Here is a 26,155-nt window from a genome sequence, read left to right as displayed (position 1 = left end):
CCGGCACCCCCGGCCGTCATTCCTAGTCCCGAGGTGAACATGTACTCCAATCCGATGCCGGAACATTCCGCGCCCGGTCCCGCTGTCCGGCCCACTCCGGTGTCCGGCGCCAGGTCGGTGGTTCAAAGCCTGCACGCTCATTCCGCCGCGATGCGGGTGCCGTTCTCCGTGGAGTTCAATCCGCCCCGCGACGCCGCCGGTGAGGCGCGGCTGTGGCGCGCGGTGCGTCAGTTCGAACGCATGCATCCGGCATTCGTGTCGATGACCTACGGCGCGGGCGGGTCGACCAAGGATCGCACCGCGCGCCTGACCGGGGATCTGGCCCAGCAGACCACCTTGCTGCCGGTGGCGCATCTGACGGCGGTCGGCCACAGCATCGCCGAACTGCGGGCGCTGGTGGGTGCTTACGCCGACTGCGGGATACGCAACATGCTCGTCCTGCGGGGCGACCCGCCGGGGGATCCCCTCGGTGAATGGCGCAGGCACCCCGCGGGGGTGCAGTACGCCGACGAGCTCGTGCGGATCGTGCGCGATCTCGGCGATTTCAACGTGGGAGTGGCGTCGTTTCCGCAGGGCCATCACCGGTCCCCGGATCTGGCCACCGACACTGCGCACCTGGCGGCCAAATTACGTGCCGGAGCGGACTATTCGATCACCCAGATGTTCTTCGACGTGGAACATTATCTGCGCCTGCGTGATCGCGTGCTCGAACACGACCCGGTCGAGGGGGCGAAGCCGATCATTCCCGAGCTGATGCCGATCACGTCGTTGCGCACCGTCCGGCGGGCGGTCGAATTGTCCGGCCGCGAGCTGCCGGCGACGGTCCACGAACGTCTGCGCCGGGCGGCCGGTGACGGACCGGAGGAGAATCGGGCCGCGGTGCGCGCGGTCGGCATCGACATCGCCACCGAGATGGCACAGCGGCTGATCGACGAGGGTGCGCCGTGCCTGCACTTCGTCACCCTCAACTTCGCGAAGGCCACGACAGAGGTGCTGACGAATCTGGGCTACGGCGTGCGCGCCGCCCCATTGAGCGCCTGACGGCACGGCACATGTCCGGCCGCACGGCCGGAGCCACGGTGATCGGGACCGGACGCCGGTCGCCTCTCGATCAGGAGGCGACCGGCATCGGGCAGGGCGCGGATGTCACGGTCGAGGTGCCGCCGAAGACGGCAGTTCCGGCGTTCCAATGATTCACAGGGCGAGCATGGCCGCGGCGACCCGGTCGGCGGCGGCGGGACGTAGCGCGGTTCCCATGTCGTCGAGGACGAGCAGTCGCGCTCGGGAGATTTCGGTGGCGAGGACCTCGCCGTTGCCGACCGGGAAGAACGGGTCCGCGCGACCGTGCACCACGAGCGTGGGCAGGTCGAGTTCGCCGAGCCGCTCCCGCCAGCGCGGGGCGCAATCGATCCGGGAGAACACCATCCCGAGCTGGTTCGCCTGATGTGCCGCGGGGGCGCTCGACAGCGTCCGATCCCAGATACGGGCCGCCGTCGCCCGCGCCTGTTCGGGATCGTTGCCCATCGGTTCGGCCCCCGCGGCGGCGAACGCCGCGACGGCTTCCCGGTCGGTCCACTCCGGCATCGGGTGGGAGAACAGCGCATCCATGACCGCGAAATCGTGGTCCGGCAGGTCCTCGTCGACCGGCCCGGGCGCCACCGGCCGAGTGCCGACGAGGGTCAATGCGGAGAACACGTCCGGGTGGTCCAGCGCCGCGACCTGAGCCACCATCCCGCCGACGCCGACTCCACCGAGCTGGGCGCTACCGGCACCGAGCGCCTCGACCAGCGCGGCCGCGTCGGTGACCAGATCCCGCAGGTCGTAGGCCGGATTCTCCGGGTCGACGGTCGTCGATGCACCGCAATCGCGCAGGTCGTAGCGGACCACGCGCCGCCCGCCCGCCGCGAGTCGTTCACACAGCGCATCGGGCCAGGACAACATCGTTGTTCCGCCGACCAGCAGGACCAGCGGATCGTCCTCGCGACCGAAGCTCTCGATGCCGAGATCCACACCGTTCGCCCGCGCGCAGGTCGCATCCGATCGAACCGGTTCCGTCATAGCTGGGCTCCTCTCAATCGGTCCGCCCAGAACTGTCGACGAGAGGATCACCGGAAAGTCATCGGTGTGCGCTTCCTGGAGGGCATTTCCCCGCGCACCCGCGAACGCGGCCGTTGCCGTGGTCCTTCGGTCCGCCGCGTTGAAGTCGGTCGACTGCCCCTCGTCCCACTTCACTCGACAGTCACCGAATCGAGATGTGTTCACTGCCGCCATGGTCAGCGATATGAGTCATCAAAAGTGTTGTCGAACAGCATATTCCGCATCGTGACGTTCGGAACGCCCGACAGGCTCCGGCGCCGTTCCGGACGCCGTCTCGACCACCGATGTGCACCGGCGGTCGAGAAGGCATCGCTCCCGGAGTCAGCGGGTGGCCGGCTGCTCGTCGGCCGCGGTGAGCCGGGTGCGCAGAACGTGCAGAAGTACCACGGCCATCGCCATGAATCCTCCGACCACCCACAGGCCGGCCTTCGACGAGCCGGTCGCGTCGAGCAGCCAGCCGGTCATGTACGGGGCCAGCAGTCCGGCGGAGGCCCCGATCGTGTTCACCAGCGCGATTCCGGCGGCCGCACCCGCTCCGGTGAGGAAGGTCGTCGGCAGGTACCAGAAGATCGGCAGGGCGGAGAAGATGCCGGTCGCGGTCAGGCTGATGACCACGATGGTGAGCAGCGGTGAGTTCATGTACATCGCGACCGGCACGCTGACGGTGGCCAGGACGGTCGGAGCGATGACATGCCACATACGTTCCTGGAGCCGGTCGGACCGCCGCGACCACAGGATCATCGCCAGCGATGCGAGCAGGAACGGGACGGCGACGATCAGGCCGTTCTGGGCGATCGAGAACGTCGTGTCGAACTGTTCGGCGAAGCCCGCCACGATGGTCGGGAGGAAATAGCTGATCGCGAACAGGCCATAGCCGATACCGAAATAGGTCAGGCCGAGCAGCCACACCATCGGGTTGCGCAGTGAGCTCCGGGCGGACGCATGACCCGCCGCGGCCGTATCGGACTGTTCGGATTCCATCGTGCGATCCAGCCAGGTGCGCTCCTGGTCGGTGAGCCACTTCGCCTGACGCGGGCGGTCGGTCAGATAGAACCAGGCGACGATGCCCAATACGACGGTCGGGACACCCTCGACGAGGAACATCACGCGCCAGCCCTCCAGTCCGAACAGACCGTGCCAGTACTGGATGATGGCCGCCGAGATCGGTGCGCCGAGTGCGCTCGACAGCGGCAGCGCGACCATGAATACCCCCACCAGTCGCACGCGTACCGCGCGCGGGAACCAGAACATCAGGTAGAGCATGATGCCGGGGAAGAACCCGGCTTCGGCGACACCGAGCATCACGCGGGCGACATACAGCAACGGCGCGTTGGGCACGAAGGCCATCAGACCGGCGATGAGGCCCCAGGACACCAGGATCCGGGCGATCCAGCGACGCGCGCCGAATTTGTGCAGCGCCAGGTTGCTGGGCACCTCGAGCAGGATGTACCCGAGGAAGAACAGGCCGCTGGCCAGGCCGTACATGGTCTCGCTGAGGCCGAGGTCCGCGCTCATCGTCAGCTTGGCGAACGAGATGTTCGTGCGGTCGATGTAGTTGAGGAAATACGCGAGACCCAGGAACGGGATCAGGCGTATCGCGACCTTGCGCATCACGCGGTTCGCCAGCTGGTCGTTCGCCTCCGGCTCCGGCGGGGCCGACAGGTGGGTGGGTGACGTCATCGTCGCTCCATTTTCGTCTCCGAGACCCGCCGCTTGGTGACGGGCTCCCATACTGTGCACCTGCAGTGACCTGCGTCACGACCGTTGGTTGACGAAGCGTGAGCGCCCGGTTTCCTCTCTTTGTCGAACGGTGCGTGAGCGAGCTGGATTCGCCACGGCTGCGGGTAGCATCCGGCCCATGTCGCGGGACAGCGTGCAGGCCGTCGTCGACCGGTTCGCCGACGAGCTCGGCCGGTCGGTGGTCGTCAACGATCCCGAGGTCCGGATGTTGTTCGCGAGCCGTCATTTCGGCGACGAGGATCCGGTCCGGATTCGCGCCATGCTCAACCGTGACGCGGGCAGTGAGGCGATCGGCTTTCTGCTGTCGAGCGGTTTCGGCCAATGGACGCGCCCCGGCCGGGTCCCGGGCTCGGCCGCGCTGGGCCTGCACGCTCGCGCGGGCGTTCCGATCCGCTGGCACGGCGAGGTGCTCGGGATGCTGCTCGTGATAGACGCCGACAGCACCGTCACCGACGCCGATCTCGCCCGGATCGGCGAGGTCGCCGAGGAGATCGCGCCTTTGATGGTCGCCGACCGGACGCCGCAGGATTCGGCCCGCTCGGAGGCACTCGTCGCCGCGGCGCTGGGGCGCGACGAGAGGCCCCGGCAGGCTGCCCTGGCCGAACTGCGCGGCATGCCCGGCGAAGTCCGGGTGGTCACGCTGGCGTTCGGGCCGGGTATCGATACCGACCTGACCGCGATCGCCCTGCGGCACGCCCTGGTGGCGGCGCGCTCCCGCAGCCGCGGCGACGCGCTGCTCACTGTCACCGGCGACACCGGTCACCTGGTCTACCTCGCCACCGCCGCCCGTGGGCTCGACATCGTGGTCGCCGAAGCGCAGGCGATGGCACGCGATGCCGCCGACGTCGCCGGACGTGGTGCGACCGTGGTCGCCGGTGTCGGAGCACCGGCGGCCGGACTGGCCGAGGCGTGGGTGTCCACCCGGCAGGCGGGACTGGCCGCCACCATCGCGCGGCGGCTCGGTGACGATCCGGTGGTCGCCTGGGAACGGGCCGGAGTGCTCGGAATCCTCGCGCGGATTCCGAGCGGCGAACTCGACGTCACCGCCGTGCCGGTGGAACTGCGCCGGCTCGCCGAAGTCGACCGCTCCGGCCGCCTGCTGCAGACCCTGCGCGCCTTCCTCGACCACGCCGGATCCGGGCCGAACGCGGCCGAGGCGCTGTTCATCCACCGGACGACGCTGTACTACCGGCTCGATCGGATCCGCGACGCGACCGGCGTCGACCTCGACGACGGCGGTGTACGGCTGCATCTGCATGTCGGCCTGCGGATCGCCGACCTGATGCGGGCGGAGGGAATCGATCCGTTCCCCGAGCTCACGACGCGCTGACGGTGCTCTCCGGCGCGTTCGCGCCCGCGGGCACGCCCTGCGGGTAGAGCACCACCTTGCAGGCGGAGCCGGTGAGCAGACCGATCGCCTCTTCCACCCGCTCGAGTTCCATCCGGTGCGACACCAGTCGCGACAGGTCGACCGACCCGGACGCGACCAGGCCCGCGAGCTCGGTCCACGACTCCCAGATCCGCCGGCCGAAACTGCCCTTGAGAGTGAGGCCCCGGCTGATCAGATGCCTGGTCGCGCTCAGCTCCAGCGGGCGGTTGGTCAGGCCGACGGTGACGACGGTGCCCTCCCGGCGCGCGGCCTCGAGTGCGGCCGCGAGGGCGGGGAGCGCTCCCGAACATTCGAGCACCAGATCCACGCCCTCGGCCGGGCCGGTCAGCTCGCGCACGCGCTCGTCCAGCCCCTCGCCCGCCGGCACCAGGGTGCCGCCGAGGCCGGTGGCCATCGCCGCACGATGCGGGTTCGGCTCGACCACGAGCACCCGCGCGCCCTTGGCCCGCGCGATCTGCAGTGCCGCGAGTCCGATCGGCCCGGCGCCGCTGACCAGTACATGGGCACCGGCGAGGTCGAGCCCGCTGCGCTGCAGCGCGTGCATCGCACTGCCCGCGGGCTCGAGCAGGGCGGCTGCCTCGAGGGTCAGTTCGTCGGGGATGCGGAAACAGGTCGAGGCGGGCAGCACGACCCGCTCGGCGAACGCGCCGTCGATGGTGAGCCCGAGCAGATCCATGTGCAGGCAGTTGTGGGCGTTGCCGCGGTCGCACTGGAAACACCGCCCGCACGCCACATGGGTTTCGACCGCGACCCGGTCGCCGATGCGCAGCGTCGCGACATCGGGCGCGACCTCGATGACGGTGCCCGCGCACTCGTGACCGGTGACCACGGGCAGGCGCAGACCCAGATCGCGGACGGCCGGTCCGAACTCGTAGGTCTCGCGGTCCGTGCCGCACACCGATACCGCGCCCACCTCGACGCGCACCTCGCCCGCCGCGAGACCGGCCTCACGGTGATCGGTCACCAGGTCGAATCCTGGTGCCGGCTCGGTTTTCAGAACTGCTCGCACGGCGTCACTCCTCGTTGCTCGGTGTAGGACCAGTCTCGAGGTGACGCCGTTTCCCGGTCATCGAGCCGGGAGTGAGGAATCGCCCGTTGCTTTCCTCTCGCTGTCGCAAACGCCTTCTTCGACAACGAGAGGAATTCATCGCGGAACCTCTCGTCTGATGACGGTTCATCCGCGCCCCGGTGTGTGGCGACACTGTCAGGCGTGAGGACGTGATGCGTCTCACGTGCTACGAGGAGAGGACCGACGTGACCGCACCGCACATCATCGGATGGGCCCACACCCGCTTCGGGCGCAGCGAGAGCCCCGACGTCGAGGCGCTGATCGCCGAGGTGTCGACCGCCGCAGTCGCCGACGCCGGGCTCGCGGCGTCCGACGTCGACATGATCACGGTGGGCGTGTTCAACAACGGCTTCTCCCGGCAGGGCTTCGAAGGAGCCCTGGCCGGAGCCGGGCACCCCGAACTGGCTCTGGTGCCGGCCGGCCATGTCGAGAACGCGTGCGCCACCGGGAGCGCGGCCCTCTACACCGCGCTGGACCACCTGCAGGCCGGCCGCGGCCGCATCGCGCTGGTCGTCGGTGCGGAGAAGATGACCGCCACACCGAACGACGAGATCAACGACATCTTGCTCTCGGGCTCGCACCGGGCCACCGAGGCGGACGCGGGCAGCTTCGCCGGAGTGTTCGCCGGGCTGGCCGACCGCTACGCCGACCGCTACGGCGACCCGCACGATGCGATGGCCCGGATCGCCGCCAAGAACCACCGCAACGGCGTCGACAACCCGTACGCGCACCTGCGGCGCGATCTGGGGTACGACTTCTGCGCCACACCGTCGGACAAGAACCCGGCGGTGGCCGGGCGCCTGCTGCGCACCGACTGCTCCCTGGTCTCCGACGGCGCCGCGGCGCTGGTGGTGGCGATTCCCGATGTCGCGGCCACCGCGCGCCGATCGGTGCGGATCGTGGGCCGCGCCCACGCCAACGACCACCTGGCGATCGCGCGGCGCGCGGACGCGCTGGCCTTCGACGGTGCCGCGCGTGCGTTCCGCGGCGCGCTCGCCGAGGCGGGGGTGACATTGGCCGACCTCGATCTGCTCGAGACGCACGACTGCTTCACCATCGCGGAGTTGTTGCAGTACGAGGCATTCGGACTCGCCGCGCCCGGCAAGGGGGCCGAGGTGCTGGCGGAGGGCCGCACCGAACGCGACGGTCTGCTACCGGTCAATCGATCGGGCGGACTCAAGGCCAAAGGGCACCCGCTCGGCGCCACCGGCGTCTCCCAGCACGTCATGGCCGCGATGCAGCTGACCGGTGAGGCGGGGGCCATGCAGCTGCCCGTCGCCGACCGGGCGGCCGTGTTCAACATGGGCGGCGCGGCCGTCGCCAACTACGCCACCATCATGGAAGGAATCCGATGACCACGGCACCGACGACCACGATCCGCAGGGCCACCAATCTGGCCGAGATCCTGAGCCAGACCGCGCGGCGGCTACCGGACGGTGTCGCGGTCGTCCGCGGCGCCACTCGCTGGAGCTGGCGCGAGCTCGACCGCCGCGTCGACGCACTGGCGGCCGAACTCGCGCGCCGGGGCGTGGGCAAGGGCGATGTCGTCATGATCGACAGCCCGAACCATCCCGAGTTCATCCAGGCGATGTTCGCGACCTGGCGGATCGGAGCCGTTCTCGCACCGGTGAATTCGCGCCTCCACGACGACGATGTCGCCGGGATCGCCGGCGTGTGCCGCCCGACGGTGATGATCGCGCACCCGTCGACGGCGTCGCACGCCGGCACGGTGCGAACCGCGCACGAATTGGCCGGCGGTGTGCTGTGGATCGACGGCGCCGACACCGACGCCATCGCGCAGGTGCCCGCCGCGAAAGCGCCTGCGCGCGTGGCGACCTGGGAGGGTGATCCCGCCTGGTACTTCTTCACCTCCGGCACCAGCGGCACCCCGAAGGCCGCGATCCTCACCCACGATCAGCTCGGGTTCGTGGTCAACAACCATCTGGCCGATCTGATGCCGGCCACCGACAGTCGGCACGCCTCGCTGGTCGTGGCACCGCTGTCGCACGGCGCGGGGATGCATCTGCTGCCGCAGGTCGCGCGCGGTGCGGCCACCGTCCTGCCGTCGTCGGCCGCACTCGAGCCCGAACAGGTGTGGGAGCTGGTCGAATCCGAGCGGATCACCAACATGTTCACGGTGCCCACCATTCTCAAGGTGCTCGTCGATCATCCCGCGGCGCACCGGCACGACCTGTCGTCACTGCGATACGTGATCTACGCGGGCGCACCGATGTACACCCCCGACCAGGAGCGGGCCCGGGCTCTGCTCGGCGAGGTGCTGGTGCAGTACTACGGCCTGGCGGAGGTGACCGGCGCCATCACCGTGCTGCCGAGCGCCGATCACGGCCGCCCGGTGCCCGCGGGTTTCGCGGTGGGCACCTGCGGCCATCCGCGCACCGGGATGCTCGTCAGCGTCCAGGACGACACCGGCGCCGAGGTGGCGGCCGGAGAGATCGGTGAACTGTGTGTCGCCGGTCCGGCGGTCTTCGCCGGATATCTCGACAATCCGCGGGCCGACGCGGACGCGTTCCGGGACGGCTGGTTCCGCACGGGCGACCTGGGCGCGGTCGACGAGGCCGGCTATGTCTATGTCACCGGCCGGTCCTCGGATATGTACATCTCGGGCGGCTCGAACATCCACCCGCGCGATATCGAGGAGAAGATCCTCACCCACGACGCGATCGAGGAGGTCGCGGTGCTGGGCGTGCCGGATCCGAAATGGGGCGAGGTCGGCGTGGCGGTGTGCGTGCGCGCCGGCGGCGCGACGGTGGACGCCGAGGAGCTCACCGCGTGGCTCGGTGCGCGGATAGCGCGATACAAGCTGCCCCGCCACATCCTGTTCTGGGACGCCCTGCCGAAATCCGGCTACGGCAAGATCGTCAAACGCACCATCCGCGACGAACTCGCGGAACGGGGATGGGGTCCGTACTCGACTGCGCTACAGGAGGTTTCGTGAATACGTCGACCGTGTTCGCGCCCATGGCCCATCCGGGCCCGATCGCCGAACAGCGGCTCGAATCGGTGGCCGGCGGCACCGTCACCCTGCGGCTCTCGCTGGAACCTGGGCGCCGGATCATCGATGCGATCGATGCCGAAATGCGCCGGGTCGGCGCCGATTCGGCGCAGGTCGAACTGCTCGGCGGTCCGCTGGCGCGGATCTCCTACTGTGTTCCGGCGGTGTGCGCCGACGGCTCCCGCGCCGCCTGGTACAGCGAGACCTTCGAGGCGGTGACACCCGCGACGCTGGTCGGCGGTAGTGCGACCGTCGGCAGGCGCGACGGCGAGCGGTTCATGCACTGTCACGCGGTCTGGTACGACGCGCACGGCACGCTGCGCGGCGGACATCTGTGGCCCGACACGGTCGTCGGGGCGACGCCGGTCGAGGTCGTCGTGCACGCGTTCGACTCCGTGGCACTGACCAGCGGTGTGGACGACGAGACGCTGATGCCCGTGTTCACTCCCTCGGCGATCACGAAACCGATTGCCGGAAACCGCCGTTCGGTGATGAGCCGGGTGCGCCCCGGTATCGAGATCCACGAGGCGGTCCGGCTCGTGATGTCCGAGGCCGGGATCGCGCGGGCCGCGGTCGGGGGCAGCCTCGGCAGCCTCGTGGGAGCCACACTGCTGCGTGACGGCGGTGTCGTCCACGCGGACGGCCCGGCGACGGAGGTGACGCTGGCGGGTCACGTGGAACTCGGCGGTGACCGATCGGCCGGAGCGCACCTGACCGTGTTCGCGATCGACCGGCACGGCGAGGTCCATACCGGCCGGCTGGCCGAGCGCGGCAATCTCGTGGCCGTCACCTTCGAGCTGTTCGTCGAGGAGATTCCGCTGTGACAGGCAGGCTGATCGGTGAGGTCGTGCTCGTTTTCGGCGCGGGGTCCGGCGGTGACGGGCTGAGCAACGGTGAGGCCGCGGCTCTCACCTACGCCGCCGAGGGAGCGCGCGTGGTGACGATCGATCGCGACGGCGCCGAGGCCGAGCGGGTCGCGAAGCAGATCACCGCCGCCGGGGGACAGGCACTCGCCGTGCGCGCCGACGTGACGGCCGAGGACGACGTGGAACGCGCGGTGGCCGAATCGGTTTCGGCGTTCGGCCGCCCGACGGTACTGCATCACAACGTCGGTGTCCCCACCGACGGATCGGTACTCGACCTGAGCCGCGCACAGTGGGACGCGTCGGTGGCGGTCAACCTGACCGGAGTGTTCCTCACGACGCGACACGTCCTGCCGCACCTGCTGGACGCGGGCCGGGGTGCGATCGTGACGGTGTCGTCGGTCGCCTCGATCCGCGACACCGGTTACGTGTACCCGGCCTACAACGCCACCAAGGCGGCGGTGAACCAATTGACGGTGTCGCTGGCTCTCACCTACGCGGCCAAGGGGATTCGCGCCAACGCCGTTCTTCCCGGGATCATCGATACCCCCCTGGTCGCCGCGCGCGATCGCGGCGCGCGAGACAAGGCCAGTCCCACCGGCCGGTCGGGATCGCCGTGGGACGTCGCCCGGGCGGCGGCATTCCTGGCATCCGGCGACGCGGCCTACGTGAACGGCGTGTGCCTGCCCGTCGACGGCGGACTGTCCGCGAGGTGCGTGTGATGACCCGCGAGCAGGCATTGGCCGCGCTCGGCCGCGCGGTGCTGTCCACCGACCCCGACATCACCGCGAGCTACGGCTTCGATCAGTCCCGATTCACCGGCCGCGCGGTCCCGTCCGCCGTACTGGCGCCCAGCACCACCGATGAGGTGGTGTCGTGTCTGCGCGTCGCCGCCGAGCAGGGATGGACGGTCGTGCCCCGGGGCGCGGGCAGCGGACTCAGCGGTGCGGCCAACGGGGACGCCGACACCGTGGTACTGAGTACGCACCGGATGAATTCGATCGTGTCGATCGATACCGTCGAGCGTCTGGCGGTCGTGCAGCCGGGCGTCGTCACCGGGGAACTCCGCACCGCGGTGGCCGAACGGGGACTGTTCTACCCGCCCGATCCGGGCAGTGTGGCGATCTCCACCATCGGCGGCAACGTCGCCACCGATGCCGGCGGTATGTGCTGCGTGAAGTACGGCGTCACCGGCGATTTCGTCCTCGGCCTCGAAGTCGTGCTCGCCGACGGCCGGGTGATGCGGACCGGTCGTCGCACCGCCAAGGGCGTCGCCGGATACGACCTGACCCACCTGTTCGTGGGATCCGAGGGCACACTCGGTGTCGTCACCGAGATCACCGTGCGGTTGCTGCCCGCACCGCGCGAGCCGCTCACGCTCGTCGCGACGTTCGGCTCGCTCGCCGCGGCGGGGGAGGCCGTCGCGGCGATCACCGCGTCGGGTGTGTCGGTCTCGATGCTCGAGATCATGGACCGCACCACACTGCGGGCCGTGGACCGCATGACACGCATGGGTTTCGACGACGATGTGGCCGCGATGCTGCTGGTGCAGAGCGATGCCAGCGACGCGGCGGCCGCGCTCGCGGAGGTCGAGAAGGCATGCGCCGCAACGGCGGTCGACGTGGTGATCGGTGACGACCCCGCGGAGGGGGCGCAACTGCTGGAAGCGCGGCGGCAAGCTCTGCCGGCACTCGAACGACTCGGCGACTGGCTCCTCGACGACGTCTGCGTGCCCCGTTCCCGCATCGTCGAACTCATCGGGCACATCGAAACGGTGGCCGCCGACGAGCAGTTGACCATCGGGGTCTTCGGGCACGCCGGCGACGGCAACATGCACCCGACCATCATCTACGACGAATCCGACCCGGCCAGCCGCGCCGGCGCGCTGCGCGCATTCGACCGCATCACCGGGCACGCACTCGAACTGGGCGGCACCATCACCGGTGAGCACGGAGTCGGACGACTGAAGAAGTCCTGGCTCGCCCGGGAACTCGACGAGACCGCGATGGCCGTTCACCGAGCGGTGCGCGCCGCATTCGACCCGGAAGGCAGGCTCAACCCGGGCAACCTGTTCTGATCCGGGCCCCGTCTCTCGCTGCCGGAACGCCATCCGCCCGAGACCACAGCGAGACGATTCCCCGGCCGATCGCCCGAGCGAATCACGACCGACAACAGAATCCGACAAAAGCTGCGCTGGAGATCAATTCAGCGTTGTACCTCGTGCTGTCCGCGCGACGTTCCACAGGAAAGAAGAACCCGCCATGAACAAGAAGACTCTGAGCGTTGCCCTTGTCGCCGCCACCCTGACGGCGACTGCCGCGACGGCATCGGCAGCACCGGCCGACACCGCCCCCGGGGTGGTGAATTACACCGCCACCAGGACCGGCACGTCCACCACCATTGCCACCGACCAAGGGTCGATGTCGGCCGAGAACGGGGTGTTCAGGATTCGAGCCGCCGACGGCACCGTGGTCGCCGGTAGCGAATTGTCCTTCCGCGTCGACGATTTCGTCTTCCCGATCGCCGCCGACATCCACGACCGCACCGCCACGCTGACCCCGCAGTTGGACGCGGCGCACGCCAGCTACAAGCCGGTCGACCTTCCGTATCAGGATTCCGCGCCGTGGAAAACCCCCTACGACCGGGAACAGGCTGCCTGGAACCGGATGTTCCAGACGCTCACGACCGGTGCCACGGTCGGCACCCTCGTCGGCGGAATCGGTGGTGGCGCCGTCGGCTGCGTGTTGGGCGGCATCGCCGGCGCGACCGTCGCCGCGGCATCGATCGTCGGCCTGTTCGGAGCATTCGTCCCCGCGGCGGTGATCGGCTGTCTCGGTGGAATCATCGCCGTCGGCGCTCTCGGAACGCTGGCCGGTCAGCTACTGGTCACCGCCCCCGTCGCGATCATGGCCGCGGTCCAGTACTTCACCACCATCAACGCCCCGATGCCCGCGAAGTAGCCGGAACCCGGAGCGGGGCGGCCGAGAGCGGTCGGCCCCGCCACGGGGTGTGGTTGTCGCGCGGTGTTTTTCGTGACACGGCGGTCAGATGCCCGCCATGCGGACGAGGGTGCCCGTCAGGCGCGGAGACACCGTGGAGATCAGCCGCAGTGCACCGGCGTAGCTCGGGTGGATTTCTGCGGGGCGGTCGCGGATCGCGGCCAGGATCCAGCGCGCGGCCTGATCGGCCGTGAGGGTGGCCTGGGTGTCGTAGTCGGCGGTGGGGCCGATCATGGGGGTGCGCACGAGCGGGAATCCGATTGTGGTGACGGCGATTCCGGTGCCGTGGCATTCGGCGTCGAGGCTGTGCCCGAACGCGGCGAGGGCGGCCTTCGAGGCGTGGTAGGCACTGAATTTCGGCATGACGCCGGCGGTGGTGCCCCACGTGCCGATGTTGATGATGTGGCCGCGATCGGCCGCGCTCAGCGCGGGCAGCAGGGCCAGGGTCAAGCGGACGGGACCGAAGTAGTTGAGCGCCATGGTGCGTTCGTAGTCGTGGGCGCGCTCGGTGGCCTCGGCCACGGGGCGGCGGATGGACCGGCCGGCGTTGTTGATCACGACGTCGGGCACCCCGAACCTGTCGAGGACCTCGGCGGCCAACTGCGTGATCTGCTCGGGCGAGGTCATATCGCACGGGATCGGGGCGGCCGCGCCACCGGCGGCGGTGATCTCGTCGCAGACCCGCTCGAGACGGTCGTGGTCACGGGCCACGGCGATCACCCGCGCTCCGTGCGAAGTCAGCAGGCGGGCGGTCGATTCGCCGATTCCGGAGGAGGCTCCGGTCAGGACCACGGTCTTGCCGCCGAGGTCGAGCGAATCCGGTCGCGCCGCGTGCAGGACGCTTCGCACGGTCGGTGTCGGATTGAGCAGGGCGTTGGTGAGTAGATGTCGCATGTGCGAGGTTCCATCCTGAGAAACGACGTGAACTGACCAATTGGTAAATTACGGTTTATCGATATCAGTGTCAAAGAGCATCACGGGAGGGGCGCCGACATGGGTACAGCCGGAACCAAGGGGGTTCCGCGCGCGGAGCGCGAGTCGCAGATCCTCGACATCGCCGCCGCGGAGATCGGGCGCGTCGGTTACGCGGGACTGTCGGTCGGCGTCGTCGCGTCCGGTGCCGGAGTGTCCAAACCGCTGGTCTACGGCTACTTCGGTTCCAAGGATGGGCTGTACGTGGCGTGTGTGCGCCGCGCCGAGGCCGTGCTCGGGGATGCGATCGATGTGGCGATCGGCGGCACGCCGACTCTGCAGATGGCCCAGCGCACGCTGGAAGCCATCTTCGCCGCACTCGAACCGCGGCCCTGCGACTGGAAGGTGATCTTCGACCTGTCCCACCCCGGCGAGGGCCCCGCGGCCGAGGCCGCACGGGCCGCACGGGGCCGCATCGCGGCGCAGGCCGAGCGTGGGGTCTCGGCGTTCCTGGCCGACCGGGGTCTCACCGATCCGCAGGACCTCTCGGCCATGGTGGCGGTGTGGACGGGTGTGGTTGCGGCCCTTGTCGATTGGTGGTTGCACCACCCGGACCAGACGGCCGCGGCCATGGCCGCCCGCAGTCGACGCCTGGTGGCGACCCTGACCTGACCGGCGGCCGAACAGCATCCACCCAGGCCCCACCGCGGGCGGGCGATCGACGAACAGGAGGTCCCTGCGACGGGATCCGTTCACGGCGACGCGGTGCCGGATGGTGTGGTGAGTGAAGTCGTGTGCGGCGTCGAGGCGTCACTCGACGATGCCACGCATCGCGTGCCTGGGCCTCGGGGCGGAAACCATCCGATGACGGCCTGTTCGATCCGGTGTTCCGATGAGTAGGAGACTCACGTCACAGGAGCGAGCCGAGCGACCAGGCTGAGGCCATGTCCAACACAGTGATCGGCAATATCGAACGCATCGCCGACGAGATTCGCAACGGTGGCCCGGAGGGTGATTCGCTGGGCCGGCTGCCCGACGACATGGCCGAACGCCTCAAGGAAGCGGGCATCATCAGGATGCTGCAGCGCAAGAAGTACAACGGCCACGAGGCGCATCCGCGGGAATTCGCCGAGACGGTGATGAAGACCGCGAGCAGCTACGGTTCGGCGGGCTGGGTGGCCGGGATCGTCGGCGTGCACCCGTGGCAACTGGCCTTCGCCGATCCCAAGGTTCAGGACGAGGTTCTCGGCGAGGACACCGACACCTGGATGGCCTCGCCGTACATGCCCGGCGGTGTCGCGGTCCCCGCCGACGGCGGATATGTCATGAGTGGGCGCTGGCAGTTCTCCTCCGGCACCGATCACTGCGACTGGATCTTCCTGGGTGCCATGGTGGGCGATGCGGACGGCAAACCCCTGATGCCACCGCAACCGCTGCATGTGATCCTGCCCCGCTCGGACTACGAGATCGTGGCCGACTCGTGGGATGTCGTCGGGCTGCGCGGCACCGGCAGCAAGGACATCGTGGTGAAAGACGCGTTCATCCCCGGTTATCGGGTGATGGAGCAGGACAAGGTCATCGACGGAACCGCGGCCGCGGAATACGGCGTGACCGAAACCCTGTACCGGATGCCGTGGTCGACCATGTTCCCCCTGGGCATCACCTCCGCGACGATCGGCATCTGTGAGGGCGTGCTCGCTGCCGGAATCGACTATCAGCGAAACCGGGTGGGAGCCACCGGAACCCTGGTCAAGGACGATCCATATGTGCTGCACGCGCTCGCGGAGTCGGCCTCGGAGATCGATGCGGCCCGTCAGCAGCTGCTGGCCAATGTCGATCGCATCTGGGATCTGGTCGACGCGGGTGCGGAGATCGATTTCGAGATGCGCGCGCGAGTCCGGCGCGATCAGATTCGCTCGGCCTGGCGGGCGGTCCGCGCCGCCGACGACATATTCGACCGCGCGGGGGGCAACGCGTTGCGGATGGACAATGCGCTGCAGCGGTTCTGGCGCGATGCCCATGCGGGCCTGCACCACGCCATCCATGTCACCAGCACCACCTATCACGCCTCGGCGATGGCCTCGCTGGGTGTGGACGTCCCGCAGGGTCCCCTGCGCGTGATGATCTGACCGGCCTCGAGCAGAACGCGAGTTGTCAATGAGTGAAATCAGTCCTGTCAAAGGCCTCGGTTACGTCCGGGTGCTCGCCACGGATATGGATCGCTGGCGGGAACTGGGCTTCGATGTGCTCGGCTTCGCACCGGGATTCGGTGACGAGACCGATGCGCTGCACTTCCGCATGGACGAGCGCCCCGCACGGATCACCGTCGAACGCGCCGACGTCGACCGGGTGAGCGCGGTCGGCTGGGAGGTGCGAGACGCACCGGCATTGCGCCGGTTGGCGGCGACGCTGGATGCCGCGGGATTCGAATACACGGTCATGTCACCGGAATTCGCCGACCGGCGCAAGGTCGAAGCGGGTCTGTGCATGTCCGATCCCGGTGGTACCCCGCTGGAGTTCTTCCACGGGCCGGTCCTCGAGCACAGCCCGGTGGTCACCAAGTACGCACAGCGGTTCGTCACCGGCGTCCAGGGGCTCGGCCATGTGGTGATGCCGACCGCCAACTTCGAGGAGTCCTACACCTTCTACACCGAGACGCTGGGGTTCTTGTCCCGCGGCGCATTCCGGATGCCCTCTCCTCCCGGCGCCGGACCGCTGCGCATCCGCTTCCTCGGTGTGAACGAGCGGCACCACAGCCTGGCGATCATGCCGGCGCTGGAGGGACGCGACCCCGGCCTGATCCACGTCATGGTGGAGGTCGATTCACTCGATGCCGTGGGCAGGGCCCTGGATCAGGTGATGGCACGGGACTTTCCGGTGTCCTCGACGCTGGGCCGCCATACCAACGACAAGATGATCTCCTTCTATGTCGGGGTGCCCGGCGGCTGGGACATCGAATACGGAACCGCGGGCGAGCTGGTCGACGAGACCTACTACACCGCCGAGGAGATCACCGCCGACAGCTATTGGGGGCACGAATGGCTGTGGGCGAAGCAGAGTGAGCAAGCGTGAAAGGCCGGACGGCGATGAACTCCACCGAAAACGACACACCCATGGCACATCACGAGGTCGATCTGCTGATCGTGGGATCGGGGACCGGGCTGGCGGCTGCTCTGACCGCCGCCGAGGCCGGAATGTCGGCCCTGGTCGTGGAGAAGTCGGGGTATGTGGGTGGCTCCACCGCACGGTCGGGCGGGGCATTCTGGGTGCCGGGCAATTTCGTGCTGGCCGAGCGGCAGCCCGCTGACGGCGCCGCGGCCGCATCGGCGTATGTCGAAGCGGTCGTAGGAGATTCGGCTCCGCGCGAGCGTGGCGCCGCATTCCTGGAACACGGGCCCGCCACCATCGAGATGCTCGCGCGAACCACACCGATGACATTCATGTGGGCAGACGGCTATTCCGACTATCACCCCGAACTACCCGGCGGATCGGCTGCGGGACGCACCTGCGAATGCAAGCCCTTCGACGCCGCGCAACTCGGCACCCAGCGGTCACGCCTGCGTCCGGGGGTGATGGAAGCCTCGGGCCTGCCGATGCCGGTGACCGGAGCCGATTACAAGTGGCTGAATCTGATCGCGAAGACTCCCGGCAAGGCGCTCTGGCGTGGCATCAAGGCCATGGCGACCGGTGTCGGCGGGCTCGCGCTCAAACGTGAGTACATCGCCGGTGGGCAGGCGCTGGCGGCGGGTCTGTTCGCGGGCGCCATTCGCGCCGGAATTCCCATCTGGACCGACACCACCCTGGTGCGGCTGATCGAGGCCGACGGAGTGGTCACCGGAGCGGTCGTCGACCGCGCGGGGACACTCACCACGGTGACCGCTCGGCGGGGAGTGGTGCTCGCCGCCGGCGGTTTCGACCACGACACTCGGATGCGGCGAAAGTTTCAGTCGGACAATCTGGTCGAGCATGCGAGCCTGGGGTGCGAGGCCAATACCGGTGACGCCATCACAGCGGCGCAGGAGGCCGGTGCGGCAATCGGCCTGATGGATCAGGCCTGGTGGTTTCCGGCCGTGGCCGCACTGCCCGGCGGAGCGCCGGCGGTGCTGCTGGCCGAGCGGGCGCTGCCCGGGTCGTTCATCGTCGACGACAGCGGCCGAAGGTTCGTCAACGAGGCCACCGACTACATGTCGTTCGGGCAGCGCGTACTCGAACGCGAGCGAGCGGGTGATCCGGTGCGGGACATGTGGCTCGTCTTCGATCAGCGCTACCGCAACAGCTACATCTTCGCCGCGGGCTTGTTCCCCCGGCAGCCACTGCCACCGGCGTGGTACGACAACGGCATCGCGGTGACCGCCGCCGATCCGGCCGGACTGGCCCGGGCCATGGGTGTTCCCGCGCAGGCGTTCGCCGCGACCTTCGACACCTTCAACACCGCCGCGGAACTGGGCGTCGATCACGAATTCGCCAGGGGCGCGAGCGCATACGACCGCTACTACGGCGATCCCACGATCGCTCCCAACCCGAATCTCCGGCCGCTGGGCCGCAAGGGCGCACTGTACGCGGTGAAGCTGGTGCTGTCCGATCTCGGAACGTGTGGCGGTCTGCGTGCGGACGGATCGGCGCGGGTGCTGCGCGAGGACGGCAGTGTGATCGACGGCCTGTACGCGATCGGCAATACCGCGGCCAACGCGTTCGGCAACACCTATCCGGGTGCGGGCGCGACGATCGGCCAGGGATTGGTCTTCGGTTACATCGCCGCGAAAACCGCCGCGGCGGCGGGGAGGGCCTGATATGGACGCGAGCGATGTTCCCGACGTCCTCGCCCCGGCTCGGCTGGGACCGGTGACGCTGCGCAACCGGATCATCAAATCGGCCACCTTCGAACACATGTCGCCCGGTGCGCTGGTCGGTGACGCACTCATCGAATTCCATCGGCGGGTGGCCGCGGGCGGTGTCGGCATGACCACGGTCGCCTACTGCGCGGTGGCGCCGGAGGGCAGGACCGAGGCCGATCAGCTGTGGATGCGCCCGGAGGCGGTGCCGGGTCTGCACCGGCTCACCGACGCCGTCCACACGCGGGGGGCCGCCGTCTCGGCCCAGATCGGGCACGCGGGTCCGGTGGCGAACGCGAAATCCACCGGCCACCGTTCGCTGAGTGCCTCACGGCGGATCGCCCCGATCGGGCCGACCCTCGTCCATGCCGCGACCGCGGCCGATATCGCGCGCATCCGTGGTGCGCACGGTGCGGCGGCGCGGTACGCCATCGAGTCCGGATTCGACGCGGTGGAAATCCATTTCGGCCACAACTATTTCGCCAGCTCGTTCTTGAGTCCCGTGCTGAACCGTCGTCGCGACGCCTACGGCGGATCGCTGCGCAATCGTGCGCGGGTGGTGCGGGAGACCGCGGCCGAGGTGCGTGCGGCGGTCGGCGACCGCATCGCGGTGCTCGCGAAACTCAACATGGATGATGGTGTGCCCGGGGGATTCTGGCTCGACGAAGCGATTCAGGTCGCGAAATGGCTGGAGGAGGACGGCAACCTCGACGCGCTGGAACTGACCGTGGGCAGTTCGCTGATGAATCCGATGTATCTGTTCAAAGGTGACGCGCCGATCGACGAATTCGGCGCCACGATGAGTCCGTTCATGCGGTGGGGCGTCAAGATGTTCGGCAGGTTCTTCCTGCGCAGCTATCCCTATCAGGATCTGTTCATGCTCGACGCCGCTCGCCAGATCCGGGCGAATGTCGACATGCCGCTGGTGCTGCTCGGCGGGATCACCGACAAACCCGGTATGGATCGGGCGATGGCCGAGGGTTTCGAATTCGTCGCCATGGCCCGGGCACTGCTGCGTGAGCCGGATCTGATCAACCGGATCGATGCCGACCATTCGGCGAAATCGCTGTGCATCCACTGCAACAAGTGCATGCCGACGATCTTCTACGACACCCACTGCGTGCTGGCGAAGCCCGAGCCGCGGGCGGGGGATCCGATCGTGACCGGTCACCGCTGATGTTCGTTTCGCGGCGAGGACGGCCACATGGCCATCGGATCGCGCCCCGATGAGTGAAAAGTGTTCGACAGCACAGGGTTTCACCCGGCTCGCGGGGATTCGGGCCGGGTGTACCGCTCACCGGGAGAAGTCGGTGTCACGCCGATCGGCCGGTGGCAGGCTCGAAATATGAGTACATCCGTCGATACCCTCGCCGTGCCCGAATTGCTCGAATTGCCCACCGAACACGGTGTTCTGCGTTATCGCGACATCGGAGAGGGACCGCCGCTGCTGTTGCTGCACGGGTCCGGGCCCGGCGTCACCGGCTGGCGCAACTTCAGCGGCAACGTGGCGGCATTCGCCCGGAACCACCGCACGCTCGTCCTGGAGTTTCCCGGGTTCGGGGTGAGCGACGACTTCGGTGCGATGCATCCGATGATGTCGGCGCAGCGGGCCGTGCACGCCTTCCTGGACGGGCTCGGACTCGACACCGTCCGGATCATCGGAAACTCGATGGGTGGTTTCGTCGCAACGGAATTCGCGCTGGCGGCGCCACAGCGGGTCGATCGGCTGGTCACCATCGGCGGGATCGGCACCACCATCTTCGGTCCGCAACCGGGGGAGGGGATCATCCGGCTCAGTGAGTTCGTCGAGAACCCGACCCGCGACAGCCTGGTGGCATGGCTTCGGTCGATGGTCTACGACCAGAGCCTGCTGACCGAGGAGCTGATCGAACAGCGGTGGCAGCAGGCCACCGAACCGGACGTTCTGGAGAACTCGCGGCGGATGTACGGCCGGGCCGCGCTGGCCCGCATGGCCGACGCGGCGCGTGCCACCGACACCACACCCGGCTGGGCGAATCTGCACCGCATCTCCGTGCCGACCCTGGTCACCTGGGGACGTGACGACCGGGTGAGCCCGGTCGACATGTCGCTGATCGCGATGCGGACCCTCCCGCACGGCGAGGTGCACATCTTCCCGAACTGCGGGCACTGGGTGATGATCGAGCAGAAGCAGGCCTGGGAGGCGACCGTCTCCGCGTTCCTCGCCCGCTAGCGGCCTCGTCGGCACCGGTGCGATCGCCGGTGCCGGCGGATCCCGGCGTGCGGCTAGGGCGCCGACACCGCCGGTTGCGCCATCACCGCCCGCAGACCGTCCAGCAGCATCTTCATGCCACGCAGCTGCAGTGCCTCCACCTCGGAGAAGTCGCCGCAGTCCTCGGTGTCGACCCATTGGATATACGCTTGCCGGCTCGTATGCACGATCAGCTCGGCGGGGAGTTTCCGCAGGAACGGATCATCCCCGAGATCGACTCGCGCCGAGAGGAATTCGGTGATCGGCCCGCAGAGCTGTTCACCCCATTCCAGCCAGCGCAGCCGATACTGCGGCGTATTGATCATCAAAGTCATGAATTTGCGGTCGGATTCGGGTGTTTTCCGCTTGTGGACCTCGGTGGTGAACGCGCGGGCAAGGGTCTCCGCCGCGTCGGCGTCGGCCGGCGCGTGCTGCAGGAAGTCGATGATCAGTGCCTGGCTGCGCCGGAACAGCGGGCCGATGACGTCTTCTTTCACCGGGAAATGCCGGTGAAAGGTCCGCGGCGCGATGCCGACCGTCTCGCAGATCCGCTCCACCGTCGCCGAGGTGTCACCGTCGGCGACGAACATGTCGCGTGCGGTGTTCGCGATGGTGAGGCGGAGTTCCTCCGCGCGGCGTTCGGTCAGCGTCGGCCTGGACGGCTTGCTCACGGCCACTGTCCTCCTTGGTCGCAGTACACAGTATCGCGGTCGGGAACTCGCTGGTCGCGTCGGTGTCTGTCCTACTGTGCGGGCAGATCGGTGTGATCTGCTTTACATCCCTGCGCGTCCTCCCTAAAATCCAGTATGTCAGATTCTGACAGATAGGCAGAATCTGACATGACTGCGGTTGGAGGTAACAGGTGGCAACGGTGCAACTCGAACAGACCCCTAACGCGATGATCGATCGGGTGGCGTCCTTGCTGGAGGCCTTCGTCGGACAGCGGCCCATGACATTGGCCGATATCGCCCGGCGTTCACATCTGCCTCGCTCGTCGGCACATCGGATCCTGCAGCGGCTCGTGGAACTCGGCTGGGTGGAACGCCACGGGTTCGAATATGCCTTGGGTATCAGGATGTTCGAATTCGGATCGCAGGTGATGCGCCAGCGCAGCGTGAACGATGTGGCCATGACCATCATGACCGGTCTGCACCGGCGTACGGGCCTGACCGCGCATCTGAGTCTGCTGTCCGGTGGCGAGATACTGCATCTGAACCGGATCGGTGCCTGGCCGAATCCGGGGCGGCAGTGGGCGGTCGGCGCGCGCCAGCCCGTCGAGCTCACCGCCGCCGGGCATGCGCTGCTGGCGGCGATGGATCCGCAGCAGTGGCCCGAGTTGCCCTTCGGCTGCGCACCGACCTGCTACAGCGTGCGAACCCGCCGGCAACTCGAACGCGAACTGGACAAGGTACGCGATCGCAGTGGGGTCGCGGTGGATTCGCAGGGATGCGAACTGGGCGTGACGGTGGTGGCGGCCGCCCTCGATGTCGATGTCGACCGAGGTCGCGTGGCAGTGTCGCTGTGTGGTCCGACGCGGACGATCGACACCGACGCGGTGGTGACACAGGTGCGCCGGGCGGCGTTCGACATCTGGCGGCTGGCCGTCGGAGCCCCACGCATGGGTCCACGGCCGATGCGCGCCTGAGGGCTCGGAATCGAATCCGCGTTCCGGGTGCGCGGAGTCCGCGGTGCGGGATCGGCCCTGCCGTCGTGTGACGGCAGGGCCGATCCGTCGTTCGGGGTCCGCTCAGCTCACCGGATTGTCGAGCACGGGCAGTTCGCCGGATTCCGCGGCGGCCCAGATGGATTCACGAAGCTGGGAGCAGTGCCGCATACCGGCCTCCGACAGGGTGCTCGCGGCATGACGCTCCACGCACGCCGCGGTCGACGCCGCGTCCCATTGGATGCTCGTCTGCGCCCAACTGCTCTTGCGAGCGAGAACGCGGGCACCGCAGTGGCGGCACCCGATCGGCTCCATCGGGGCGTCCCGAATGCGTTTGTCGATGGGAAGGGTCATGAGGCCGCCTCGGCGGCTTTGCGGGCCACGTTCTCGCGGACTTCGGCCTGCCAGGCGGCCAGCGGGCGTGTGGTGTCGAGTTCGAACTCGAACCTGTCGACCATTTCCGGAACCACCTCGGTGGCGTCGACATAGAACTGCTGATACCAGCGGCGCAGCTGATAGACCGGGCCGTCTTCCTCGCACAGCAGCGGATTGTCGATGCGCGCCTTGCTCTTCCAGATCGCGACATCCTGCTCGAAGCCGGCCTTCACCCAGTCGCCGAGTGCGACGGCCGTGGCGACCGCCTGATCCTCGGGCAGGGTCTCGGACTTCTCGACGATGATGCCGTACTGCAAGACGAACGAATTGGCATCGATGGGGTAATGGCAGTTGAGCAATACGGTTTTGTAGTCACCGTGCTCGTAGTGATAGACGAGGTCGTCGATCATGAACGACGGACCGTAATACGACGCGACCGATGTCGTACCGAGCAGCTGCGGCTGGCCCGCCGGGCCGGGCAGGTCGGCGCGAGCGCCGCTTTCGAAGTACTGGGTTGCCACCGTTCCTTCGAAAACATTCTTGAAATATGTCGGCAGTGAGCCGTGAATATAGAAGAAGTGCGCCATATCCACGACGTTGTCGATGATTTCGCGGCAGTTGGTGTCGACCACCGTGGTGTACCAGTGCCAATCGGTCCAATTGTCGGCGCCGGCACCTTCGATCCGCGGAATGGTCACCTCCGCCGGTGGTGGATTGCCCTCCGGGTCGTTCCAGACGAACAGCATGCCGTCCTGTTCGAGCGTCGTCCACGCCCTGGTGCGCGCCAGCGGCGGCACCCGCCGACCGTAGGGGATCTGCTTGCAGCGCCCGTCGCCGCCCCAGCGCCAGTCGTGGAACGGGCAGGCGATCTCGTTACCCTTGACCTGGCCGTCGGACAGGTCCCCGCCCATGTGGCGGCAGAACGCGTCGAGCACGTTGACCCGGCCGTCCTCGCCGCGGAAAACCACCAGCTTGGTCCCGAAGGCCTGGATCGAGTGTGGTCGACCATCGGAGAATTCCTTGATCAATCCCAGGCAGTGCCAGCCACGTGCGAACCGTGCCGGCACCGTCCCGGCCTCGATCCGGCGAACCTCGTCGTGCACCGTTGTCATGTCCACCGTCCTTCGAATGAAATATGTGGTGGAAGCGGACTGTATCCGCGCCGTCGCGGACAGCTTCCACAACATATTCGTTCTAACACCGCGAACACGGTTGCACGGCAGTTGATTTCACTGGCTGGAATTTCTCGATGAATTGCGCGAGTTTTATCGAGGATCCCGCACCGAAGGTGAATTTCTGTGCTCCCGTACAGAAGAAATACTGGGCTCCGTCGGCGGCACGGACAGCGGTCGATTCCCGCGAGATCCGGTCGAGGGTTCCGGCCGGATCGTCGCCCTGTGACGCGGCGCGCAGGGCTGTCGTGATCTCGACTGCGGCCGGACGTCGCCGAGTGGGTCGACGCTCGGAACGTGCTGGTTCGCGCGAGTCGCGCTATCGCCGTCCGATGAGCGCTTCCCCCTTGTGAAATGCGGTGAACGACACCTGCGCGGCGCCGGGCTATGCTCGGGCTACTGCCGGGCGACGGCGCTCGATGCCCGCAGGTTGTCTCTGCTGTGCGAGGTTGCCGACCATTCTTGGAGAAGTTCTTGTCAACGCCCTCGGATCCCGTCACCCGGGATGCGTCGCCGGTGCCGTTCGCCGGCCCGCGCGTCAGTCTGTACTCCGACGAGTTCGCCGCTGATCCGCTGCGCGCCTATGGTGAAATGCGCAGTCGCTACGGCTCTTTGGTACCCGTCGAGCTGGCGCCGGGTGTTCCCGCGACGCTGGTGGTGGGTTACCGCGCCGCACTGCGGATCCTCAACGACCCCGACCATTTCCCGTCCGACCCACGAATCTGGCAGCAGAGCGTTTCCGCCGATTGCCCGGTGCTACCGGTCCTGCAATGGCGGCCTGCCGCACCACGGAATTCCGGCGCGGACCACGAGCGCTACCGCGGGGCCACCACGTCGGCACTGGACGGCGTGAACCTGCATGCGCTGCAAGGCGTCGTGGAACGCACCGCGGTATCGCTGATCAACACGTTCTGTTCACGAGGCTCGGCCGATCTGGTCGGCGAGTACGCCGCACCGCTGGCCTTCGAGATCGTCAACGCGATTCTGGGTTGCCCGCCGCAGATCAGCCGCAAGGCGGCGGCGGCCACCGCCGCCATCTTCGACGGCGTCGACGCGGGCGAGGCCAATCGGATGTTCGACGAGGCGGTCCTGGAACTGGTCCGGCTCAAGCACACCGAGCCCGGCGACGACATCACCACGCGACTGTGGCGCGATGCCGGGCGATTCGACGAATTCGAGATGATGCACCAGGTTCTCGCGCTCTACGGCGTGGGGATGGGGCCACTGCCGGGTCTTGTGATCAATTCCCTGCGGCTCATCCTCAGTGACGACCGGTTCGGCGAGGGGGTTCTCGGCGGTGCGAAGTCGACGCGTGATGCCGTGGACGAAGTCCTGTTCACCGATCCGCCGCTGCCCAATGCCAGCGTCACCTATCCGCGCCACCCCGTCCTCATCGACGGCACCTGGCTTCCCGCGCATCAGCCGGTGGTCATCAGCCTGACCGGCTGCAACAACGATCCGGACATCGGCGGCGGGTATCGAGCGGGCAATCGCGCGCATCTGGCCTGGGGCGCCGGTCCACACGCCTGCCCCGCCAAATCGCTGGCCTACCTGATCGCTCAGAGCGCGGTCGAACAGCTGCTCGACGCCCTGCCCGAGGTGGAGCTCGCGGTGGCCGCCGACGAATTGATCTGGCGTCCCGGAGCGTTGCATCGCACACTCGCCGAGCTTCCGGTGGTGTTTCCGCCGTCGCCACCGTTGAACATTCCGTGACACCGCGGCGGGGAGCGCCGTGTCTCGCCGGGCGCACGTGAAGGCGTGCGCCCGGCTTCGCCCGTGGGAATCGTCCGGTGCGACTCA

23 protein-coding genes are annotated in these 26,155 nt (G+C 68.1%); 16 read left to right on the top strand and 7 right to left on the bottom strand.

Annotated features, from left to right (window positions below; translation table 11 throughout):
- Positions 1 to 39 precede the first annotated feature (39 nt).
- Positions 40 to 1,041, top strand: coding sequence for a methylenetetrahydrofolate reductase (locus tag AB0L57_RS03940; protein ID WP_364957283.1), 1,002 nt, complete (start codon positions 40 to 42; stop codon positions 1,039 to 1,041).
- A gap of 153 nt (positions 1,042 to 1,194) precedes the next feature.
- Here AB0L57_RS03940 and AB0L57_RS03935 read toward each other — a convergent pair whose 3' ends face one another.
- The gene (locus tag AB0L57_RS03935; protein WP_364956658.1) at positions 1,195 to 2,058 is read right to left on the bottom strand and encodes an alpha/beta hydrolase; all 864 of its coding nucleotides are present in this window, start codon (positions 2,056 to 2,058) and stop codon (positions 1,195 to 1,197) included.
- A gap of 360 nt (positions 2,059 to 2,418) precedes the next feature.
- Complete coding sequence (locus tag AB0L57_RS03930; RefSeq protein WP_364956655.1) at positions 2,419 to 3,777, bottom strand: MFS transporter; 1,359 nt, start codon at positions 3,775 to 3,777, stop codon at positions 2,419 to 2,421.
- A 178-nt stretch (positions 3,778 to 3,955) separates the two neighbouring features.
- Here AB0L57_RS03930 and AB0L57_RS03925 point away from each other — a divergent pair, with 178 nt between their 5' ends.
- Positions 3,956 to 5,167: a helix-turn-helix domain-containing protein gene (locus AB0L57_RS03925; RefSeq protein ID WP_364956652.1), complete on the top strand. Its 1,212-nt coding sequence runs from the start codon at positions 3,956 to 3,958 to the stop codon at positions 5,165 to 5,167.
- Here the strand turns inward: AB0L57_RS03925 and AB0L57_RS03920 are convergent.
- On the bottom strand, positions 5,154 to 6,236 hold the full coding sequence (locus tag AB0L57_RS03920) for an alcohol dehydrogenase catalytic domain-containing protein (protein ID WP_364956650.1): 1,083 nt from the start codon (positions 6,234 to 6,236) through the stop codon (positions 5,154 to 5,156). The two genes, AB0L57_RS03925 and AB0L57_RS03920, sit on opposite strands and share 14 nt — an antisense overlap.
- A gap of 245 nt (positions 6,237 to 6,481) precedes the next feature.
- Here AB0L57_RS03920 and AB0L57_RS03915 point away from each other — a divergent pair, with 245 nt between their 5' ends.
- The 6 genes from AB0L57_RS03915 to AB0L57_RS03890 all read left to right on the top strand — a co-directional run bounded on the left by AB0L57_RS03915 (position 6,482) and on the right by AB0L57_RS03890 (position 13,132).
- Positions 6,482 to 7,651, top strand: coding sequence for a thiolase domain-containing protein (locus AB0L57_RS03915; RefSeq protein ID WP_364956647.1), 1,170 nt, complete (start codon positions 6,482 to 6,484; stop codon positions 7,649 to 7,651).
- Complete coding sequence (locus tag AB0L57_RS03910; RefSeq protein ID WP_364956644.1) at positions 7,648 to 9,252, top strand: acyl-CoA synthetase; 1,605 nt, start codon at positions 7,648 to 7,650, stop codon at positions 9,250 to 9,252. The genes AB0L57_RS03915 and AB0L57_RS03910 overlap by 4 nt, the downstream gene beginning before the upstream one ends.
- Positions 9,249 to 10,133, top strand: a complete 885-nt coding sequence (locus tag AB0L57_RS03905; protein ID WP_364956641.1) for a DUF296 domain-containing protein — start codon at positions 9,249 to 9,251, stop codon at positions 10,131 to 10,133. The genes AB0L57_RS03910 and AB0L57_RS03905 overlap by 4 nt, the downstream gene beginning before the upstream one ends.
- Positions 10,130 to 10,894: an SDR family NAD(P)-dependent oxidoreductase gene (locus AB0L57_RS03900; protein ID WP_364956638.1), complete on the top strand. Its 765-nt coding sequence runs from the start codon at positions 10,130 to 10,132 to the stop codon at positions 10,892 to 10,894. The genes AB0L57_RS03905 and AB0L57_RS03900 overlap by 4 nt, the downstream gene beginning before the upstream one ends.
- Complete coding sequence (locus AB0L57_RS03895; protein ID WP_364956635.1) at positions 10,894 to 12,249, top strand: FAD-linked oxidase C-terminal domain-containing protein; 1,356 nt, start codon at positions 10,894 to 10,896, stop codon at positions 12,247 to 12,249. The genes AB0L57_RS03900 and AB0L57_RS03895 overlap by 1 nt, the downstream gene beginning before the upstream one ends.
- Positions 12,250 to 12,433: 184 nt before the next feature.
- On the top strand, positions 12,434 to 13,132 hold the full coding sequence (locus AB0L57_RS03890; protein ID WP_364956632.1) for a hypothetical protein: 699 nt from the start codon (positions 12,434 to 12,436) through the stop codon (positions 13,130 to 13,132).
- Positions 13,133 to 13,216: 84 nt separating this feature from the next.
- On the opposite strand, the gene AB0L57_RS03885 is transcribed toward AB0L57_RS03890, so the two are convergent.
- Positions 13,217 to 14,065 (bottom strand): SDR family NAD(P)-dependent oxidoreductase, encoded by an 849-nt coding sequence (locus tag AB0L57_RS03885; RefSeq protein WP_364956629.1) that lies wholly within the window; start codon positions 14,063 to 14,065, stop codon positions 13,217 to 13,219.
- 99 nt (positions 14,066 to 14,164) lie between these two features.
- Here AB0L57_RS03885 and AB0L57_RS03880 point away from each other — a divergent pair, with 99 nt between their 5' ends.
- From AB0L57_RS03880 to AB0L57_RS03855, 6 genes are all read left to right on the top strand, one after another.
- Positions 14,165 to 14,755, top strand: coding sequence for a TetR/AcrR family transcriptional regulator (locus AB0L57_RS03880; RefSeq protein WP_364956626.1), 591 nt, complete (start codon positions 14,165 to 14,167; stop codon positions 14,753 to 14,755).
- A gap of 272 nt (positions 14,756 to 15,027) precedes the next feature.
- Positions 15,028 to 16,212 carry an acyl-CoA dehydrogenase family protein gene (locus AB0L57_RS03875; protein WP_364956623.1) on the top strand — a complete coding sequence of 395 codons (1,185 nt, stop codon included), beginning with the start codon at positions 15,028 to 15,030 and terminating at the stop codon, positions 16,210 to 16,212.
- A 37-nt stretch (positions 16,213 to 16,249) separates the two neighbouring features.
- Entirely contained in the window at positions 16,250 to 17,155 is a 906-nt protein-coding gene (locus tag AB0L57_RS03870) for a VOC family protein (RefSeq protein ID WP_364957280.1), read from the top strand.
- 14 nt (positions 17,156 to 17,169) lie between these two features.
- On the top strand, positions 17,170 to 18,873 hold the full coding sequence (locus AB0L57_RS03865) for a 3-ketosteroid-delta-1-dehydrogenase (RefSeq protein ID WP_364956620.1): 1,704 nt from the start codon (positions 17,170 to 17,172) through the stop codon (positions 18,871 to 18,873).
- Between the two features lies 1 nt (position 18,874).
- Complete coding sequence (locus AB0L57_RS03860; protein ID WP_364956617.1) at positions 18,875 to 20,092, top strand: NADH:flavin oxidoreductase; 1,218 nt, start codon at positions 18,875 to 18,877, stop codon at positions 20,090 to 20,092.
- Between the two features lie 168 nt (positions 20,093 to 20,260).
- Positions 20,261 to 21,127 (top strand): alpha/beta fold hydrolase, encoded by an 867-nt coding sequence (locus tag AB0L57_RS03855; protein ID WP_364956614.1) that lies wholly within the window; start codon positions 20,261 to 20,263, stop codon positions 21,125 to 21,127.
- A gap of 53 nt (positions 21,128 to 21,180) precedes the next feature.
- Here the strand turns inward: AB0L57_RS03855 and AB0L57_RS03850 are convergent, their stop codons facing one another.
- Positions 21,181 to 21,816, bottom strand: a complete 636-nt coding sequence (locus AB0L57_RS03850) for a TetR/AcrR family transcriptional regulator (protein ID WP_364956611.1) — start codon at positions 21,814 to 21,816, stop codon at positions 21,181 to 21,183.
- A gap of 191 nt (positions 21,817 to 22,007) precedes the next feature.
- Between AB0L57_RS03850 and AB0L57_RS03845 the strand changes: the two genes are divergently transcribed.
- Positions 22,008 to 22,790 (top strand): IclR family transcriptional regulator, encoded by a 783-nt coding sequence (locus AB0L57_RS03845; RefSeq protein ID WP_364956608.1) that lies wholly within the window; start codon positions 22,008 to 22,010, stop codon positions 22,788 to 22,790.
- Positions 22,791 to 22,892: 102 nt separating this feature from the next.
- Here the strand turns inward: AB0L57_RS03845 and AB0L57_RS03840 are convergent, their stop codons facing one another.
- Together AB0L57_RS03840 and AB0L57_RS03835 are read right to left on the bottom strand one after the other, a co-directional pair.
- The gene (locus AB0L57_RS03840) at positions 22,893 to 23,162 is read right to left on the bottom strand and encodes a ferredoxin (protein ID WP_364956605.1); all 270 of its coding nucleotides are present in this window, start codon (positions 23,160 to 23,162) and stop codon (positions 22,893 to 22,895) included.
- On the bottom strand, positions 23,159 to 24,295 hold the full coding sequence (locus AB0L57_RS03835) for a Rieske 2Fe-2S domain-containing protein (RefSeq protein WP_364956602.1): 1,137 nt from the start codon (positions 24,293 to 24,295) through the stop codon (positions 23,159 to 23,161). The genes AB0L57_RS03840 and AB0L57_RS03835 overlap by 4 nt, the downstream gene beginning before the upstream one ends.
- A 534-nt stretch (positions 24,296 to 24,829) precedes the next feature.
- On the opposite strand from AB0L57_RS03835, the gene AB0L57_RS03830 reads away from it, so the two are divergent.
- A complete protein-coding gene (locus AB0L57_RS03830; protein ID WP_364956599.1) occupies positions 24,830 to 26,068 on the top strand; it encodes a cytochrome P450 in 1,239 nt (412 codons plus the stop codon).
- Positions 26,069 to 26,155: the final 87 nt, after the last annotated feature.

This window comes from Nocardia sp. NPDC052254, from assembly GCF_040679495.1.
Taxonomy (GTDB): Bacteria; Actinomycetota; Actinomycetes; order Mycobacteriales; family Mycobacteriaceae; genus Nocardia.
This window is presented reverse-complemented; position numbering and strand designations above follow the sequence as displayed.